This window comes from Vibrio sp. 10N.222.52.C12 (assembly GCF_041474215.1).
Taxonomy (GTDB): domain Bacteria; phylum Pseudomonadota; class Gammaproteobacteria; order Enterobacterales; family Vibrionaceae; genus Vibrio; species Vibrio crassostreae_C.
In genome coordinates this window covers 1-16395 of the sequence record NZ_JBFRTR010000030.1, presented here as the reverse complement: position 1 = coordinate 16395, position 16395 = coordinate 1, and the positions used below count along the sequence as shown (strand labels likewise).

Below are 16395 nucleotides of genomic sequence, written 5' to 3'. Positions count from 1 at the left end.
GTACTTATTAGAAAAGCCGCAACATACGGCTTGTTTCTTTGGTTCAGAAAAGGCGGTTATGGTAAACCATCATCAGGTTGGAAACCTTAATTGATTTAGTATTGATATACATTTACATCAACTTTAACGGGATCTTTTTTACAAAAAGATATGTACCAAGTTCCGCCTGAAGCTATACACGCAGCCTCTAATTGAGCATCTTCATCTCGCTGTTGTGCTTTTCGTATTGCACGAGCTTGGCGAGAATCAATAGTTCCTTTCTTACATTCCTCATCAGACATATCTAAGCCTCTACGAGCTAATTCCTTAGATACGACTTCCAACGTCGCAGAGCGGTATGCGGGGGCGCTATCACCAACTTCGTAACACAAGCTATAAGTATCAAGATAACGAGCATCACTTTCCGAAACATTTGAGCAACCAGCAACAGTCCCAATAATCCATAAGATTATAAGATTCCTCTTAAACACATAAACCCCAAAAATAAAAAAATTTAAAGTATTGATATGATAAATGCTTTTAAAACAAGAGCTTTAAAAAATGCAGATGCAGATGCAGATACGGATGCGCACACTCTCAAACGCACAGATTAGCTTTTATTAACTATATAGTCAGTCGACGTTTGTGAATTTCTTGCTCTAGATAAATGGAATTAACGATGTAAGCGTTATTGTAGTGGTTCATCAAAACTGGTCAATGAGATAGAATTTTGCCATACATTTTCTCATGCAAACTGGATTGGTGTTGTTTCCATTCGTAACACGAAATTGTCCAAAAATGTGTTAAAGGGTAGTCTCCTACCCTGTTTCAATCAGCGGCCATAAGCCGCTTTTTTAAATCCAGCCTCGCTCAGAAAAAGACACCACACACTCAAATGAAACCACAAAGTGGTCCAGTACTCGGATATCAACCAATGCCAACGCATCCGTCAGTTGACGGGTAATGCGTCGGTCAGCTTGACTTGGGGTGGCGTCGCCACTTGGGTGGTTATGATAGAGAATAACCGCACTCGCGTTCGCGGCCAGCGACGCTTTCACGACTTCACGCGGATAGACCGAAGCGGCATTAACGGTACCGTAGAACATCTCTTTGGTGCGCAACACTCGATGTTGATTATCGAGGAAGATAATCCCAAACACTTCAGACTCACAAGCGGCCAAGGACGTTTGACAGAACGATTTCACCAATTCAGGCGAGGTTAATGGCGTTTGTTCTGAGATAAACAGTTTGGATTTGAGAATGCTTGCGGCCTGGTCAAGGATGCCCTTTTCTTCTGATGTGAATAACGAAACATTTGAGTATTGAACAAGTGCTGACATGGTATTTCCTTTCGGTCTTGGTGAGCGTCTGACTGTCCGTACCCAGTTGCAGGTTCTGCAGCGCAAGGGCGCGCAGCGGCGAAGCCTCCCTTGCGTGAGGGTTCTCAAATGGGACGGTTTAAAGGAAGTCGCGACAACAAGCCAAAAGGACAGCCTAAGCCAATATCTCAACCCAAAGTACGTCGCCCAGGTAGAAATGTCCCTTCCCCACCAAGAGAGCGCCCTGCTGGTTAGTCGACTTGCGCCACTCGATAACCTTGGCTACTTAGGACAAGAGCGAACAGGGCGTTGCTCGTCTAAAAACACGAACCGCTTGAATACCGCAAACTGTTGGAATATCGAAACAAAATTCAGACAGATTGATGATCTGATGAGTATTTGAGCCGTCACGCATCTGCCGACTTTAGTCGTCATACAGACAAGAGAGTAAAGCCTTAGCCGACGTGCGATGCTCAGAGGTTGTTCCTATCGTCCTTTCTGCTTTCTTTGCGTAGCCGTAGTCTTCTCGCATCTGTTTAATGGTGGTAGTCAGGTCACACACTGATACTCACCCCCTTGCCTCGGTTGCCTTGCTCTAGTATTAAGGCGTTGGTATACCCAAACTCATTCACCAAAATTTCATGAACCTTGACGGCCTTACGGTGGAATCAAAGTCGGTCGAATTCACCCAAATCACGTGCATGGATATGTCAGCGGATACTGTAGAACGCACTTTCATGTGACCCCCTAAGCGCCAAAACGCACATCAAAACAAAACCCTGAGCACTTAAACGTCCCCTCTCCCGTTGTCACAAATCGCAACGCGGGAAACACAGAACCGTAAGTGGTGTAAAGAATGATGTGATCCACTCGCTCGTGAAGAAACCATTCACCAAAGCCAGCACCATTTAATTCGATGAAAAAGTCACGGATTTCATGGAAAGCAAAACGACGCGATCCCAATAGCGGAAACTGCTGCTTGATAGCTTCAACGAACCCTTGGTCTTTTAACGCTGCGATATCAGCCTGCTGCTCTGGCGACTGGCGACGACTGAACATTTTCAAACGCTGGATTTTGGAAACCCAATCAGACTTTCTTTTCGCCTCATCACGACACTTTTTGACTTGAGAGCGCAACTTCAATACCGCCAAAGGACTAGAGACATCATTTTTTGGTGAGCTTTCGTGCCCCAGCGGCGAAACGCTGGTCGATGAATTTGAATTAGAGAGAGTTGGGGTTGAGTTTTGTTGCACCATGAGAGTTTCCTTTCTGTTTGAGTATCACTTTTCGGAGCCGCTTGGCTGTCCGCTCTCTCAACATCGTTCTGCTTTGCAAGGGCGCGCAGCGGCGAAGCCTCCCTTGTAAAGCAGGTTGTGGGGAGAAACGGTTAACAGCCTGCATGCTCGAAAATGATGCGAGTGAAAGAAAATCGGCGCATAAGAAAACAAGCCCTTACACGAACTTATTCGAAGACAGAGAGAACAACGAGGAGGAAACGACAAGGCGCTATGACTCTTAGGACAATAACGGGGTTCAAACAAGGCCTAGCTGCAGGGGAACCAAGGCAACGATAAGAGTCATGATTAAAGTGTTAGTCTTTACAAGGAGAGAAGGCCCAGAACAGGTAATAAGACGCTTCAAGTGTCATGTTCATCCGTGCTAGAAGTTAAGTCCAAACTAAGGCTCTATGAAATGTCTTAAAATAGATACAGAGCCTTAAAAGCAAATATGTATTACATAGGTAATACATATTCAATTCATTTTATTAATCAACTCAACGAGCTCTTCATCATCTATCTTGTCTCGATATAAAGCCAAAGCTCGGTACAGTTTCGCTGCAGACACATTTCTCTCTGTCTGCTCTTGCAGATTTGCTACCCAATCGGTTATCCGTTCTTTATCAGTAAGTGACATTCTAAGAGTCAGAGGAGGCACCATATAAGATGTCGTCACTTTCTTTTTGACAGTCGTAATTCCAGTCGACTTACTTGAACCTTCGTTCTTGTCAGTAGAGATAGCTGTTATAGCTCCTCGTTTTTTCAACTTGCTCATCTTGCTCATATGTATTACCTATGTATTACATCAAATTCAAAAGAAACGCAGCCAGTTTTCGGTAATCGTTATTAACAAGAGAGCCCGATTTATAAAAGCGCACAGGAGAGGAAACGGCATTAGCTTGTCCAACATGCTCAGAACGACGGACAGATACTGGTAGCAATTTATCTTGTACTACCTCCAATTCCTCATCAATGAACTCATTAATAATAGTGTTTCTTGAGTCGACCTCGTTCCTCAAGATCAGATAATTGCCTTCATCCTCCTTAATTTCATAGACAGCTTCGAGTAAAGAGCTAATGCCGTCTAATGAAAATGCACCTGAATCTACAGGGATCAAGATAAGGTCTGAAGCCTGGATTGCGTTAAGAGTCGTTAGGGATAAGTTTGGTGGAGTATCAAGAAGAATGAAATCATAGGTGTCACCTAACTTCGCTAATTGCTTTTCTAAAATTCGTTCACGATTAATCTTTGTCAGTGATGTTTCGATGACACGTGACAACTGAACATCAGCGGGAACGACATAGAGGTTTTCAATAGAGTTCCCATTAATCTGTGCAGGTTGAATTAAATCGACAATGGACACAACTTTAGGCTTATCAAACAAAGCAGCCACCGTCTCTTCAAACTTAAAATCACGTTGTCCGGTTAACGTTTTAGAGCAGTTCCCTTGAGGATCGAGGTCAATAACTAACACTTTTCGTTTTCGTGCAAGCTCAGCCCCTAAATTGACAAGAGTCGTGGTTTTTCCAACGCCACCTTTTTGATTCGCCGCGCTGATGATCTTAGTTTTCATAATAAACACCTCATGTATTACATGTGTAATACACAATAAAAAACAAAAAGCACACTGTCAATGTATTACATATGTAATACACTTTTCCTATCAACACTTAAAGTTATTCCCCCGTTACCAGTCGATGATGTCAAGACACTAAAAATCCTAAAGAAAGTGACACCAGCCGCGAGATCACTATCCGTATGAATCAAGTTATTAGGCTCCTCACCAACCAAAACTTCTTGGTTAAGTTAATCCCAACACTAGAATCAAAGTCAGTTCTGAAATTGAAAATATTGTGACTACGACGGGGGACACTGTTTAAGCATGAATCGGATTCATCAAGTCCCGACGCGCCATCGATATTTGGAGCTATCTGACTCACACCAGAAAGACGCGAATTTAAACCCAAAGAATGGCTAAGTTTTGCCTACTGGCGTGATGAGCAGCGCCAACTGGTTGAACGCCACGACAAGATTGAGTCACCCACTGGGCAGAGTCATGGAAGTGAAATCCCACTGTTCATTGCGGCTGTTTGTAGAAAGGTGTTCCCAAAAGAAAATACCCATAATGAATGAGAAGCCCATTGAGTCTTCTACTCTTAACACGACATCGCCCTGATCTAATAACTCGCCCATCGCTTGTTGGTAAGCTTCTTCGACGATGGTTTGTTCCCAAATACGCTCGTATTCGGGTAAGACTTGTTGTCTAGAGATGGTCGACACCCTGAAGCTTAATGCGCCCTCGATACGATGTCGTCGGCTGGTGATCAGTTTAACCTCCGTCCATGAAAGTACTGGTTTGGCGAGGCGCCTAGATTGGCGTTCCTTTTTCTTTTTCGCCATACTCGAGTCTTAACGGATGTAGACCATCAGCTTATCAGAGGTGGCACAGACGCTTGACTGTTTGCTCATACAAAAATCAACATAAACCTTGCTCCGCGCGCATCACAAACAAGATGTACACCTTGTCCCCGTCTTGCTTGCAAAAAACACGACAAGGGTTGACCACAACTTCTCGGTAATTGAGGTGTTCAACTTTGTCAAAAATATTTTGAATCATCTGCTTGGCCGCAACCAGATATTCAAGGGCAATGTATTTCGCGATATCCTTGAGGTCCGATCACGCGGCTCACTCCAAATCACTTCAGCCATTTTGACATATTGTCCTTAGCTTCATCCTGACTCAAGGACTTGCCTTGTGAAATGGCGCGCTCACCACATGCGATCCCTTCAAGGATAACCAAACGGTTTTGCATAAAATGATAGTCGTCCACATCAACCAAATACGCAGAAGGTTTACCGGGTTCGGTGATTAGCACAGGTTCTTTGGTGTCATGTAAGTCCGCTAGGATTTGGGACGCTTGACGCTTGAGGGAAGTAACGAGCTCGACTTTCATAAGAGTAACTCCAAAATAAGAGTAATAAAGTGATACTGTCGTATCACTTTCAAGGTGCCAGGTTTAGCGCAGAGATATTGAGCGTTAAGAATCACTCTTAAGTCATGCTTCTTATGAGTAGGAAACTCACTCAACAACACACAAACAGCAAATGGCGTCACTTTGGTTTCGGCCTTAGAGCCTTGCTATTCTTGTGATAAGATACCCTCACCAGAAAATAATCGATGTGAACAATGTCAGAACATTCATACCACCAACTTCTTAAGTCGACCTTCGAAAACACTCTTCTTCACCTTTACTTCAAAGTGAAAATTTCCAGTCACTTTGTTAAAGAAGAGCAACGAAACAAGATCATCATTGACTTCTTAAAGCCAAAAATCAAACAAGCTCGATATAGCCTTATCAAGAAAAAGCTTAAAACTGTTTGTTTGATGAAGAGTAAGTTTGGCTCAATCGAAAAACACTTAGAAAGCGTTTTATCTCAATATTCAGCGATAGAGAGCAAAAACGACGTTGATAAGCTTTATGCCTTGTTAGAACGCTTTGAGAAGAGCGGATTAGAAACAAAACTTATTGAAGAGACCCCTAAGCAGGAAATGGACGTTGTTTATATCGACAGAGCACATATTGATCATTGCTTCGATAATGAAAACCGTCAGATTGCACCCATTTCGCTGTTTATACATACGAATGAATTAGACAGATTCACTAAGAGCTTAGCAACCCAACCTTATTTCACATATGAGTTGTGCCAAGCAAGTGAAGAATTGAATAACTATCATTACAAAGTCCACCCAATTAGCTAACCATACTGCTTATCACACACTGTTTAGCCTTAACTGGTCCAAGACTCTTGTGAGTGCTTACCTGTACTTTTCCATCAATTGTCTATCCTGTACCTTAGTAATTGTCCCACAGCTATATGAAGCGCCAACTAACACAACCAAATCTAAAACGTTGGGCACTTCCAGCCCAAATCAAGATGTGTTGTACGCGATTTACCAAGCGGTACTACCGTCCTTTTTTCATCACAATCAAGGCCAATCTTTTGATCTTCTAGCAGTAAGCTGATCAGATATAAGCCTAACGCTGAATGATCTTGGCCATTCGTCTTCACCGCTACGGCTTCAACAATGAATTCAATTCCTGTTGACAGTGTCTCTTTATCTTTAAAAGACATAACTCCTCCCTTAAGTTACTGTGTAAATATACAGCAATATGGAGCGAGTGAATCCATATTTAAACAAATTGAGACATCAATCACATTGAACAGGGTCATGTCGACTCACTCTTAGAACACATTTCATGTCTTTAAAAAGGAGCTCGCGGACAAAAAGTCAGAGAGGTGATGATCGGGTGTCCAATAAATGCAACCTAGTCTTTACTCCAGAATTGAATTTACTAAGAGACCTCGTTTTGACTCGATAGTTACTTGTTATTATTCAACTCAAGGAAAAGCCGACTCAAGCACCGCCTTCTTTATCCCTACTTCATACTCAGCCCTCTCTAACGTTATAGGGGCAGATATCTGATGAACAGCATAATTACCACGAGGCTCTGGCCCATTTCGCCTACTTTCGGATAAAGCAGACTTGACCCATTCAAACAGATAGACGTAACGACTGACGGTCTGGCGACACAAGTTCGCCTTACGCGCCACCAAACCAATCGTGAGCTCCTGATTTTTGCGTAACAGAAACAGACAGGCGCGGATAATTCGGCGAGTGGTCTTCGTCCGACGAAGGTTATGAGTTCTTCTGGCCGCTCTACGCTGCCTTTCCTGTAAACTTAATCCACTATCCAACCTCATCACACCTCGCTGGCAATCTGACCGAGCACAATATTTATCCCAGGTCCAACGAGAGACGCTTTTTACCACCGCTAATACCTCACTGCATGGCAAAGACGGCTTACCCACCAAATTGGCATTATTGACATGTGCAAAGCTCTCTACACGGCATTTAAAATTCGTATAGCTGCCCTTTTCCCTTTCTTCGTCGACGATGTCATAAGCGAACCGGCGGGTACGTTCAAACAAAGTACAATTCCGGGAATAAGAAACGTCACGCTCTTGACGAAGCCACGGCCGCGTACTCTCCAGTTCCAGCGAATCCGCTAACTCGTTAAGTTCATAGACACTGCGGTGAAGTTCGGTTGTTTGCCACCAAGGATGAAAGGGCGTTTTGGCAACAGGCCCTGAATAACTCAAGTCCGCCTCCAGTCGCAAGGCTAACGCGCGATAAATGGCTTTGAGGTACTGAATGGGTTTGGAGCGAGCCTGATCGCTGGTACAGACAGGTACAATGGCATAAAAAAGGTGGGCTTTATTACTGGTACGGTTTCGGACAATCATATTGGGGGGCGGCAACCCTTCATCTTGCCAAATGTAGGGATTGGGGAAAGCTCGGTGTTCATGATCAATATCGAAAACCATCCACGCCTGCATCTCTTTTCGATTGACCTGCATATACGGCCATCTGACGGCGTAGTTTCGAGGTCGAATTAGCATCGCGGTTTTGTTGTCACTGCACCTCGACAAATAAGGCGCTTCCTCAAGCAGCCGGCTCAAACACGACATAGACGAAGACGCAGCGTATTCAGAATGAGCCGTCATCGGCTCGCCCTCACCGTCCCTAGTCCACGTTGACTTCCAGACTCGCTCTGGATAAACACCCTTTCCAAGGCCTCGTACGTTACGACCGAGTTGACGCTCTTAGTGGCGCCCAATAAGCCTGTCGAACCTGATGAATCCTTTCCATTCAGGCGTTCAATTGCTAAGTGTTCGTCATTTCCCCTCACCCCACTTTTCACATGACAGCGGAATGCATCACGCCATTGGTCTTCGCTCACTACCGCTAGATAGAAGACCGCTTCTTGGCTTGTTTGAAGCACCTTACCGCCTATGACCGCCCACTCATGATTATTCATCACGTTTTCCTTGGCTAACAGGCTCTCCTTTGGGAGCAGCCAATGACGTTACTCAGGCTAAGGACAACGCGTTAAAGCCAACGCTGTCTGATTCTTTGCATTCGCTTTTCAAGACCGAATAAACGAATTCGCAGCCGTACTTGTTCAAACACCCGATTCGAATGCCTTAATTGATACGTTAACCTCATCCACTCAACCAATAATGGCGAAAGTTGACGGTCACATAACTCGCGTCGGATGCGCCTGATATAGCGAAGGCCTCTTCGCTTATCTTCCTCTGTTAATCCATGACCAGACCTTTCAGAAGATGGCTTATGATCCGGAGCAATGAGCATCACCCCTCCGAATGAATACTTGAAACTGATATACCACTAGCGCCCACCTTTCCGCCCTATCGCTTTGAGCAGACCAACACCTTGATTCAGTTTTTCCAAACTATTGAGGAGCAAAACCTGACCGCTGATATTCGCGTGTACGGTCTGAACAATCTCATATTTCTGTGCCCGAGTAAGCCTAGGCTTTCCTGCATACTCCAAAGCCATTCGAGACAACTCACCCGAATGGGTCGAGCTCTCTAGTGCGCACAAAACAAAGGCATCATCGGTAGTGTTGGGCGGTATATAAGCGGTGACCACCCCAAGTCCAAGAAGTAAGCTGTTTACAATAATGTGATTGCCGCTCACTTTGGCGAGAGTGATGGCTTCAACACAACTCAGGACATGAGGCTGATCAGGATTAAGTTTATTCCGCAGCATGGTCGGACTCATCCCTATGACCTCTGCCAGCCTAGCCATATTCTCTGACCTAGCGAACACGCAACACGCCTCATTAAAGGCCCCTTGTTTTGTGCGAGAAAATTCGCCTATTGAGTCAATTCCGTTCATAACCAATACTCAATTGAAGAAAGACGAGATGACAACGAAACTCCAACCAAGAATGTTAGCCCCAACGGACAAAGCTCTTTGGTCGAAGTTATGAAAGATAAACGCATGGCTATTTACCCCATTCTCTCCAACGTTTCACGCGTTGCCATTTCTAGCAACATGACCATATTGATGAGAGGGGTTTCTTTACCTTTTGCTTTAGTTTTAATAGGTAAGCGACCATCAGCTACCCAATCCATGATGGTGCGTTTCGGCATTCCGGAGAACTGAGAGTATTGGTCGTACGTCATGAAAGGCGTATTTAGGACTACTTGATATGAGAGCATAGTGATATCCTATTCTGTTATTGAATGTTTAATTTCGGAATGACGAGTTGCACCCCACCATTTCGGACTCAATTGCGATTATTGATCACATATGAATAACAAGCAACTTAAAATAGACCAAATATCGTATTTGGGAGGTAGAGATATTATCAAGAAGTTGATAGATATCACGAATTCAGACCGCCAACAGGACGTAGCAGACGTATTTGGCATCCCAAAATCAACAATCGCGACTTGGCGACAGAGAAACCTTACTCCCTTTGAAATTGCAGTAAGGACTCATTTGAGCACTGGAGTCTCACTTGAATGGTTACTTCTAGATAAAGGCGAACCGTACCCTAAAACACCAACCCAAAAGCATATTAATAAGAAGAACGAATCGAAAACTCTTTTCGATATCGACTGTTTCTCTATTGACGACGGTAAATTGGTTGGGAAAGGGATACTTGCATTCGATAAAGCTCTTCTAGACGAGTTAGGTGTAAGTAATGTAATAGCAATCAAAGATGGAACTACTACGTTCCTTATAAATAAAGAATCTCACCATGCAGTAAGCGGTACATACCTAGTTGATATGGACGGCCTACTCTCGCTAAACGACATCCAGCGCTTACCAGGCAAAAAACTAGCAATCAGCTTTAACGGTTCGACTCTAACCGTCGAAGAAGATGAAGTAAGGGTTGTAGGTAGAGTTGCGTTAGTGATGGAAAAGCGTTAACTGTTGCACTCATCTGTTTGAGAGCACTGCAGTTAATTTGATTAATAGCGTCACCGATACTTAACGAGCCTATTATCACCCTACCCTCGTGAGAAGTTGCACTTGCAAACTAAAAAAGGCTGCCTTATGGCAGCCTTCTTCTTTGGCTCAATGTTGATCGTTGTGCAATCTCTAAGTAGTCCTGAAACATTTTTGGACAAAAACGATTTAGCAAGATTGCTAATTTAGCGAAGCATGAATTATTAAAAGTATGGCAAATTTGTTTACGTGATTGTCCAGTATCGCTGAAGCAGATCAAATTGTACTATTTGGGGAGTTTACATATATTCAGAAACAGCAAATAAAGTTATTGTTCTTGAATACCTAGTTTTAAGCTATAAATGCAGATTTCCCCAATGCCTTCAGCAGCCCACTGGTCCATTAAGACTCTACAAACTGGAGGCCCATTACCCAATCAGAGACTTTTACAAAGTTAAGCGTATCCACGTTTTGTTTCTTGAACGCTTTTACTACTTTCTCATGAACAATAATATGAGGGTAATCGCTGAATTTTGGCATAAAGACCAAGCGTTCTTTCTCTGGCATCGCAGACAACTTGTTATCATCCAAATAGTACTGCTCAATTGTGTGTCTAGTATCTTCCGGGTCATAATCATCAATCTGACACTTTTCTAGATTCAAAACATCCATTTTCTCAAATACATTAAACACCCAATAGCCCTCATGATATTTGTCATGATCATCTACGATCACGCTGGGGTAAACCTGACAACATGCATTGTCTATATTACCAAGAGATTGTTTAATTTCATCAGAAAATACTGGGTAGGTTGAGTCTAAGTGAGCCTTTTTAATTGGCCTAGAAACCCCTCGAACCAAATCTTCATCACGATAGCAGTTTTCAAAAAGCATTGGCTCATCACCACTTAGCTTGGTGTATTCGTAATCCCTCATGGCTGAATGCTTTTGAGGCTTTAGGTACAAAGTATTTTCATCATAATTTTCGAAAACAATATAGTATTGGTCGTTGTATTGGCTCATTGTCCTACCTTGGGTATCCATCTGGTGTTTTGGTACGTGATCGTTTTGGTGTTCCATGGGGAACTACTGGTTTGATAGCGCTTGTCTTTGCCATCTCTTTCGCCCAGTTGATAGTGAAGCCGGTCACTGTTGCAATAGTTATCAGGATTGGTTTGTGCGTTGATAATATCGAATTGGCAGGCGCAGCCGGGTCCTCCTGGAATAAAGTATTGGGAAATTTTGGTCAACGGTAATGAAAAAAATTGCCCTCTTTCAATTTTGTTGATTTTCTTTAGCACTTTACGACTAATCGGGTCGAGCAGCTTATGTATCTCTGACTCGGTTTCTGTTTTCTTAGTCTTTCCATAGCAGTCTTTAATCTTTTTTCTTATCTCTGGATCTCTCAACTCTCCAGAAACGTAACGATGATAAGGTTCTTCCCTAGGTCGGCTAAAGATATGATCGCCGCGGTGTAATTGGCAATGGAGTTGACATGCACCCGGCAAAGTAGCAGGAAAGCCGACCAAATTCGATAACTGGTTGATGTCGTAGCCTTTGTTGACTAGGTTTTCACCCAGCTCACTGTGTTTTACTGCTTCTGCCGAAATAATATGATGGGTATCCATATGGATACCATTATTATAAGGGTGCTCAGATAATTTTTTTACGTTGTTTACCCAGCGCTTACGATAGCCTTTTTTCTCAATCATACCATCGACGAAATCCGATTCTGCCGCCTCTTGACTCATCAGTGTGCCCATAGATAACTTATCCTATACATATTCGATTTCACCCCGGTACAACCGAGGCGTTTTATGTTCTTCACTCTTACACAGTCGACATTTACCCTTTCTAGGCTCATGTTTCTCTTCCACTTGAGCGGTACTATTAACCCGTTTGTCTGCTATGGCGGACTTACGGCGCAATGCCAAATGGCCCGCTAACTTGTCGTAATCTGGCAAGATGTCGACTAAACCATCGACGGTGCTGGTAAAGATTTCTAGTGCTTGTGCGGCATGAGAGGCTGCACCAACCTTTTTAACGCCCATGGTAAATTTCGCTGTAACCGTCGCAATTCTGGCGGCTGCCCCTGCTGGCCCAGTTAGCAAACCAATCACTATGGTTAACACCACTTCAATGGCAATATACGCAGCTGCTTTACCCACGTGGTAGAAATAGAAGTTAGGTGGGACAGCTTCAATAATCAGGTTCAAGTATGTAAAGAAAGGCAAGATGCTGTTGTCATCATTAATCAACGCCAAGGCCTTAGGGAAAAACTCACTCTCCTTGATTTCCATTGCCCATTCAGGGTCAAACTCCATCACAACAGTGTCAACGAACTTTTCTACGCCTTTAACATCGTTGTTGGTAAAGAGCGTAGGCAAATTCCAAATCGCTTCTCTGTGTCTTGCAATACACTTAATCTTGCGCGCCATATCGTCTGAGCCTTCATTCCACCAAAGCTGCACATCATCAATGGCCTCATCAATGTTCTCGTACGCATCCACACTGGCCGCAATAAGCAAGTTAGGCGCCATACTGGAAATATAAGCCGCCTGTTTTACCCAGCTTGGTAAATCACTTTGAGCTAACTGAACTTCCGTTCCTTTCATCGCATCGGCGGTGTACTTTTCCAATGCATTGTATTTTTGATTGGCGTAAATATAGAGCTTATCAAAACCATCGGTGGTGGCATCTGCTAAGGTATGGCCCATCTCGCCCCAGACTTCGGGAGAGAAAAGTTCCACCACATCAGCACCCCAAGCTTTAGCCCCTTCAAGCACACCATCACCCAAACAAAGTACACCTTCTTCGTTCCATTGTTTCTGGAAACCTGTCATATCTTTCGCGACTGTGTTTAAAAGGCCGTCCAAATAAGTCTCGATAGCTTCCTGTTGTTTTACAATCTTATCTTCAATGCCTGGTTCACCTTCATACTCGATAGTGACAGAGTCTGTGTTGGGCTTGAGATCATCGACCACCACTACACCTCCCTCTGTCTTCTGGGTCTCTAACGCCAGATCCATAGTTTCTGAGGCCGTACTTCTTTGCGGCAATGGATTGAGATCCAATTTGTCTTTATGGGGAACGGAGCCATTGGCTATCACTTTGAGGTTTTTAGCGTAAACAGGCGTTCCCCACAGGTCATCGTGAACGGCACGGATCTTAATCCACTTCTGCTCCTCTAACTCTATTTTCGGTATCGCATTCACGACTACTTCGATAGTCCCTGCTTCGGCAGAGTAAACATGATCAGGCGCTTGAATGACCGAGACATCTGACACATCATCCATAAGTTGACTAGCTTTATTTTCCATACGCTTGAAAGCTTGGCTGAGGTTATCGGACAATTTTTTAGCATAGGTATCAATGGTACTCACATGCTTTTTATAGATATCAGACGACAAGTAATCATAATTCAACCGACTAGCTTCGGACTTAAGAGATTCCACACGCCCTTTTATCTTACTAAGTAGACTCTCTAGTTCAGAGTTGAGTATATTCTTAGCCTTATCCCAAGGGTAGTTATTGATGAAAACCTGAGGATTACCTTTACCACGAGCTCGCATGTAAGCCAGCATACGGTCTGCGGTTTCATGCTTGGGTAAACGAAATAAGACGGAGAAAATTTCCCCTTCTTCCATCACCATTGGTAACCCGTTCGCCAGTACACTATCAAAACTCGTATCAGAGAGACTATCAATTCCCGCGATTAGCGATTCTGACAATACGCTGAAATGAAAATCAGGGTGTCTAAACTCGAAGTGGGCTTTCGTTTCTGCTTCCACAATATCGGCAAAATATCGGTCAGCGGTGAGGCTAGGTCCCATGGTTCCCCAGCCTTCTACTGGCGGGGCAATACGATTCGGGTGCCAGAAGGTTTGCTGTCCCTGAGCAGACCTATCAAAGAAGTCATCATCATTGTAATCGGGTAGGTAGTGTGGGTTGGTTAAACGAACCGGGGTAGCAATAAACTCATCCGTACTTTCTTTAACCAGAATTTTGATTTGACCCGGCTTTAAGCCTGATACTTTGCTTTTGCCAGAGTTATCAAAGTGACCAGGAGACAGAGCACCACCAGAGACATCGGTAATGTCAAAATCTGCGTTCTTAAGAAGTACACCATCCGGGTATCGAGCCTTGATGTAGACAGTGTAAGTGCCGTCTTCATCTTCAGTGACCGTGACAGCAGGGTTTTGAACCCCACCTAGGCACATGGTGTTGCCCTTGTTCATTGTCATTTGGTCTGACAACCTAGCCACGCCTTTCCCTTCGATGATGACACTCGGTGATGCGGAAATGAACTCGGCCTCGGCCTCTATCGTACCCGATGCTACGCCTTTCTTGTCCCCGCCCGCATCGCCTGTGCTCTTGGCAAACTTACTGCCCTTTAAAGCAATACTGTTTCCGCCATCTGCTGTGACTGTCGTAGTGCCTTCCACTAAATCTGCCGACTTCGCGTTATTTCCATAAGGGATTGGTACAACAGGTTTACCGACTGTAGTAAGGCACACATCAGGCAGGGTAGCATTCGCCTCTCCTCCCGAGCCTTTATGGACAACACTGAGTCCATTTGCACTTATTGTAACTGCCATTAATATGTCCTACTTAGATTAAGTGGATTAGTTGAGTTTTACCTTAGCGCCCTGGATCTTATGAATTTTTTCAGCGCTACTACTAAGATGCTTGGCTGTTGTAGTGATACGGCCATCCGTTCCACTATATTTGGTTTGTGTCGTCCCAGAGCCAATAAGCACTTCTTCCTCTGCATCAAGGGTTATCCTCTTTGCTTTAACAACAAGCTCTTGCTCTTCAAGCAAAGAAATATAGATATCAACCAATGTTGGAATGGTAAGATCTTCGGATAGAAAAGAGATTCGGCAATCGAGTTTATTATCGATGGCCATAAAAATTTCTGACTGAGTAAAAGCACGGCCTATTGACGCCCAGAGAGGTTGAGAAAATGGGTTATGCTCAAAATCTACTTTGACTCGATTCTTTTCTGGATGAACTTCCACTACCCAACCAATTCGAGAGCAGGGTTTTGAAGTAGGCTTAAGAATATCTCTTGGTGGCTCTTGATTCATGGTGGGCCCAGTGATTATTTAGAGCCTATTATTTTATCTCTGGGCGATTTGAATAGGTAATGTGGAAATGAATGGTCACTACGATTGAATAATCGACTTTAAAGACATGAAGGCCAATCAATGTAACTAGACTAGCAAATCAATTGGCTTTATCGCATGTGTTTTTCACTTTTCTATAGGTTTATCTCGCACTCAAATTTGTGATTAAAGTCACGCACATCACTATCATTTTAAAGTTGAGAGTATTACATCACTTGAGTAATGATAGAAACGATATACCAAGCCAAAAAGCAACACGATGATGTCTTTTGTGTCGTATAACTTTGACAACTGCTAATGTCAGATAACTTTTATTAGGGGAAACACACATTAACAAGGTGTGAATGAGTAAAAGGTCTACCTTATAATGGGGCAGAACTTTGTTAACCGTACTTCTCACACAACTGTGATCACCAAGCGATTCTGTCGTATCGTAACTACCAAGCGACTTTGTCATTCGCTTAATTACCGAGGGAAATTGACGGTCTCTATTTTTATGTAATCCTTTGACTAGTGCTACGAATTAGTCAGGGGTGTATAGGATGATCGTTATGGATACTCAATCTCAGCTTACCGTGGATATCATCGCAAAAGTTGCTCTCGGTAAAATCTCAATTACTAATGCCTCTAAGCTCCTCAATAAGTCTCGCAGAACCATCGAACGTTATCTCAGGCGATATCGCTCTGATGGTATCCGATTTGTGGTTCATGGCAACACAGGAAGGGCACCCGCTAATAAAATCCCCATTACCTTAAAGCAACAAGTTCAAGCTCTTATAAAGACCAAGTATTACGACTTTAACATGCTTCCTCTCGCCGATATGTTAGAGGTATTTGAAGGTATCAAAGTAAAACGGGAGA

The 16395-nt window shown here is 43.6% G+C and carries 21 protein-coding genes and 1 pseudogene; 4 read left to right on the top strand and 18 right to left on the bottom strand.

The features are described from left to right. Positions 1-95: 95 nt before the first annotated feature. On the bottom strand, positions 96-470 hold the full coding sequence (locus AB4623_RS06550) for a hypothetical protein (RefSeq protein WP_032499399.1): 375 nt from the start codon (positions 468-470) through the stop codon (positions 96-98). Between the two features lie 363 nt (positions 471-833). Next, positions 834-1319, bottom strand: a complete 486-nt coding sequence (radC, locus tag AB4623_RS06545) for a DNA repair protein RadC (RefSeq protein ID WP_102257500.1) — start codon at positions 1317-1319, stop codon at positions 834-836. Here radC and AB4623_RS06540 point away from each other — a divergent pair. Then, positions 1318-1701, top strand: coding sequence for a hypothetical protein (locus tag AB4623_RS06540; RefSeq protein WP_102257501.1), 384 nt, complete (start codon positions 1318-1320; stop codon positions 1699-1701). The two genes, radC and AB4623_RS06540, sit on opposite strands and share 2 nt — an antisense overlap. Positions 1702-1722: 21 nt before the next feature. Here AB4623_RS06540 and AB4623_RS06535 read toward each other — a convergent pair whose 3' ends face one another. The 7 genes and pseudogenes from AB4623_RS06535 to AB4623_RS06505 all read right to left on the bottom strand — a co-directional run bounded on the left by AB4623_RS06535 (position 1723) and on the right by AB4623_RS06505 (position 5531). Then, positions 1723-1860 carry a hypothetical protein gene (locus AB4623_RS06535; RefSeq protein ID WP_230851898.1) on the bottom strand — a complete coding sequence of 46 codons (138 nt, stop codon included), beginning with the start codon at positions 1858-1860 and terminating at the stop codon, positions 1723-1725. 185 nt (positions 1861-2045) lie between these two features. Then, positions 2046-2555 carry a hypothetical protein gene (locus tag AB4623_RS06530; RefSeq protein ID WP_102257502.1) on the bottom strand — a complete coding sequence of 170 codons (510 nt, stop codon included), beginning with the start codon at positions 2553-2555 and terminating at the stop codon, positions 2046-2048. Between the two features lie 496 nt (positions 2556-3051). Further along, positions 3052-3351, bottom strand: coding sequence for a hypothetical protein (locus AB4623_RS06525; RefSeq protein WP_016799982.1), 300 nt, complete (start codon positions 3349-3351; stop codon positions 3052-3054). Positions 3352-3376: 25 nt separating this feature from the next. Beyond that, positions 3377-4150 carry a ParA family protein gene (locus AB4623_RS06520; protein WP_016799981.1) on the bottom strand — a complete coding sequence of 258 codons (774 nt, stop codon included), beginning with the start codon at positions 4148-4150 and terminating at the stop codon, positions 3377-3379. Between the two features lie 464 nt (positions 4151-4614). Further along, on the bottom strand, positions 4615-4977 hold the full coding sequence (locus AB4623_RS06515; protein ID WP_017059570.1) for a hypothetical protein: 363 nt from the start codon (positions 4975-4977) through the stop codon (positions 4615-4617). Positions 4978-5053: 76 nt separating this feature from the next. Then, positions 5054-5286, bottom strand: a pseudogene (locus tag AB4623_RS06510) (type II toxin-antitoxin system RelE/ParE family toxin). Beyond that, a complete protein-coding gene (locus AB4623_RS06505) occupies positions 5274-5531 on the bottom strand; it encodes a type II toxin-antitoxin system Phd/YefM family antitoxin (protein WP_017091828.1) in 258 nt (85 codons plus the stop codon). Before AB4623_RS06505 ends, AB4623_RS06510 begins: the two are co-directional and overlap by 13 nt. 233 nt (positions 5532-5764) lie before the next feature. Here AB4623_RS06505 and AB4623_RS06500 point away from each other — a divergent pair, with 233 nt between their 5' ends. After that, positions 5765-6337, top strand: coding sequence for a DUF2913 family protein (locus AB4623_RS06500; RefSeq protein WP_017091827.1), 573 nt, complete (start codon positions 5765-5767; stop codon positions 6335-6337). A 143-nt stretch (positions 6338-6480) separates the two neighbouring features. On the opposite strand, the gene AB4623_RS06495 is transcribed toward AB4623_RS06500, so the two are convergent. From AB4623_RS06495 to AB4623_RS06475, 5 genes are all read right to left on the bottom strand, one after another. Then, complete coding sequence (locus AB4623_RS06495; RefSeq protein ID WP_016799977.1) at positions 6481-6711, bottom strand: hypothetical protein; 231 nt, start codon at positions 6709-6711, stop codon at positions 6481-6483. A gap of 267 nt (positions 6712-6978) precedes the next feature. Beyond that, on the bottom strand, positions 6979-8145 hold the full coding sequence (locus AB4623_RS06490) for a replication initiation protein (RefSeq protein ID WP_017091826.1): 1167 nt from the start codon (positions 8143-8145) through the stop codon (positions 6979-6981). Then, the gene (locus tag AB4623_RS06485; protein ID WP_057622102.1) at positions 8142-8459 is read right to left on the bottom strand and encodes a hypothetical protein; all 318 of its coding nucleotides are present in this window, start codon (positions 8457-8459) and stop codon (positions 8142-8144) included. Before AB4623_RS06485 ends, AB4623_RS06490 begins: the two co-directional genes overlap by 4 nt. A gap of 371 nt (positions 8460-8830) precedes the next feature. After that, entirely contained in the window at positions 8831-9253 is a 423-nt protein-coding gene (locus AB4623_RS06480) for a phage regulatory CII family protein (protein ID WP_318276423.1), read from the bottom strand. A 203-nt stretch (positions 9254-9456) separates the two neighbouring features. Then, a complete protein-coding gene (locus AB4623_RS06475) occupies positions 9457-9669 on the bottom strand; it encodes a hypothetical protein (protein ID WP_029203682.1) in 213 nt (70 codons plus the stop codon). 91 nt (positions 9670-9760) lie between these two features. On the opposite strand from AB4623_RS06475, the gene AB4623_RS06470 reads away from it, so the two are divergent. Continuing rightward, positions 9761-10387, top strand: coding sequence for a phage repressor protein CI (locus AB4623_RS06470; protein ID WP_102257504.1), 627 nt, complete (start codon positions 9761-9763; stop codon positions 10385-10387). 420 nt (positions 10388-10807) lie between these two features. On the opposite strand, the gene AB4623_RS06465 is transcribed toward AB4623_RS06470, so the two are convergent. From AB4623_RS06465 to AB4623_RS06450, 4 genes are read right to left on the bottom strand one after another with little or no spacing between them, the layout of a single operon-like run. Further along, complete coding sequence (locus AB4623_RS06465) at positions 10808-11428, bottom strand: imm11 family protein (protein WP_017097879.1); 621 nt, start codon at positions 11426-11428, stop codon at positions 10808-10810. Beyond that, positions 11425-12168, bottom strand: coding sequence for an AHH domain-containing protein (locus tag AB4623_RS06460; RefSeq protein WP_017097878.1), 744 nt, complete (start codon positions 12166-12168; stop codon positions 11425-11427). Before AB4623_RS06460 ends, AB4623_RS06465 begins: the two co-directional genes overlap by 4 nt. Before the next feature lie 12 nt (positions 12169-12180). Next, a complete protein-coding gene (locus AB4623_RS06455) occupies positions 12181-15003 on the bottom strand; it encodes a PAAR-like domain-containing protein (RefSeq protein ID WP_372146003.1) in 2823 nt (940 codons plus the stop codon). Between the two features lie 27 nt (positions 15004-15030). Beyond that, complete coding sequence (locus tag AB4623_RS06450; protein WP_017097876.1) at positions 15031-15495, bottom strand: hypothetical protein; 465 nt, start codon at positions 15493-15495, stop codon at positions 15031-15033. Between the two features lie 581 nt (positions 15496-16076). Between AB4623_RS06450 and AB4623_RS06445 the strand changes: the two genes are divergently transcribed. Further along, positions 16077-16395: helix-turn-helix domain-containing protein (locus tag AB4623_RS06445; protein WP_372146001.1), on the top strand; the 319-nt coding region annotated here is incomplete at its 3' end.

Coding starts and splice junctions, on each gene's coding strand:
- AB4623_RS06540 (WP_102257501.1), top strand. CDS start 1,318: ATGGTATTTCCTTTCGGTCTTGGTGAGCGTCTGACTGTCCGTACCCAG.
- radC (WP_102257500.1), bottom strand. CDS start 1,319: ATGTCAGCACTTGTTCAATACTCAAATGTTTCGTTATTCACATCAGAA.
- AB4623_RS06530 (WP_102257502.1), bottom strand. CDS start 2,555: ATGGTGCAACAAAACTCAACCCCAACTCTCTCTAATTCAAATTCATCG.
- AB4623_RS06525 (WP_016799982.1), bottom strand. CDS start 3,351: ATGAGCAAGTTGAAAAAACGAGGAGCTATAACAGCTATCTCTACTGAC.
- AB4623_RS06520 (WP_016799981.1), bottom strand. CDS start 4,150: ATGAAAACTAAGATCATCAGCGCGGCGAATCAAAAAGGTGGCGTTGGA.
- AB4623_RS06515 (WP_017059570.1), bottom strand. CDS start 4,977: ATGGCGAAAAAGAAAAAGGAACGCCAATCTAGGCGCCTCGCCAAACCA.
- AB4623_RS06505 (WP_017091828.1), bottom strand. CDS start 5,531: ATGAAAGTCGAGCTCGTTACTTCCCTCAAGCGTCAAGCGTCCCAAATC.
- AB4623_RS06500 (WP_017091827.1), top strand. CDS start 5,765: ATGTCAGAACATTCATACCACCAACTTCTTAAGTCGACCTTCGAAAAC.
- AB4623_RS06495 (WP_016799977.1), bottom strand. CDS start 6,711: ATGTCTTTTAAAGATAAAGAGACACTGTCAACAGGAATTGAATTCATT.
- AB4623_RS06490 (WP_017091826.1), bottom strand. CDS start 8,145: ATGACGGCTCATTCTGAATACGCTGCGTCTTCGTCTATGTCGTGTTTG.
- AB4623_RS06485 (WP_057622102.1), bottom strand. CDS start 8,459: ATGAATAATCATGAGTGGGCGGTCATAGGCGGTAAGGTGCTTCAAACA.
- AB4623_RS06480 (WP_318276423.1), bottom strand. CDS start 9,253: ATGGCTAGGCTGGCAGAGGTCATAGGGATGAGTCCGACCATGCTGCGG.
- AB4623_RS06475 (WP_029203682.1), bottom strand. CDS start 9,669: ATGCTCTCATATCAAGTAGTCCTAAATACGCCTTTCATGACGTACGAC.
- AB4623_RS06470 (WP_102257504.1), top strand. CDS start 9,761: ATGAATAACAAGCAACTTAAAATAGACCAAATATCGTATTTGGGAGGT.
- AB4623_RS06465 (WP_017097879.1), bottom strand. CDS start 11,428: ATGAGCCAATACAACGACCAATACTATATTGTTTTCGAAAATTATGAT.
- AB4623_RS06460 (WP_017097878.1), bottom strand. CDS start 12,168: ATGGGCACACTGATGAGTCAAGAGGCGGCAGAATCGGATTTCGTCGAT.
- AB4623_RS06455 (WP_372146003.1), bottom strand. CDS start 15,003: ATGGCAGTTACAATAAGTGCAAATGGACTCAGTGTTGTCCATAAAGGC.
- AB4623_RS06450 (WP_017097876.1), bottom strand. CDS start 15,495: ATGAATCAAGAGCCACCAAGAGATATTCTTAAGCCTACTTCAAAACCC.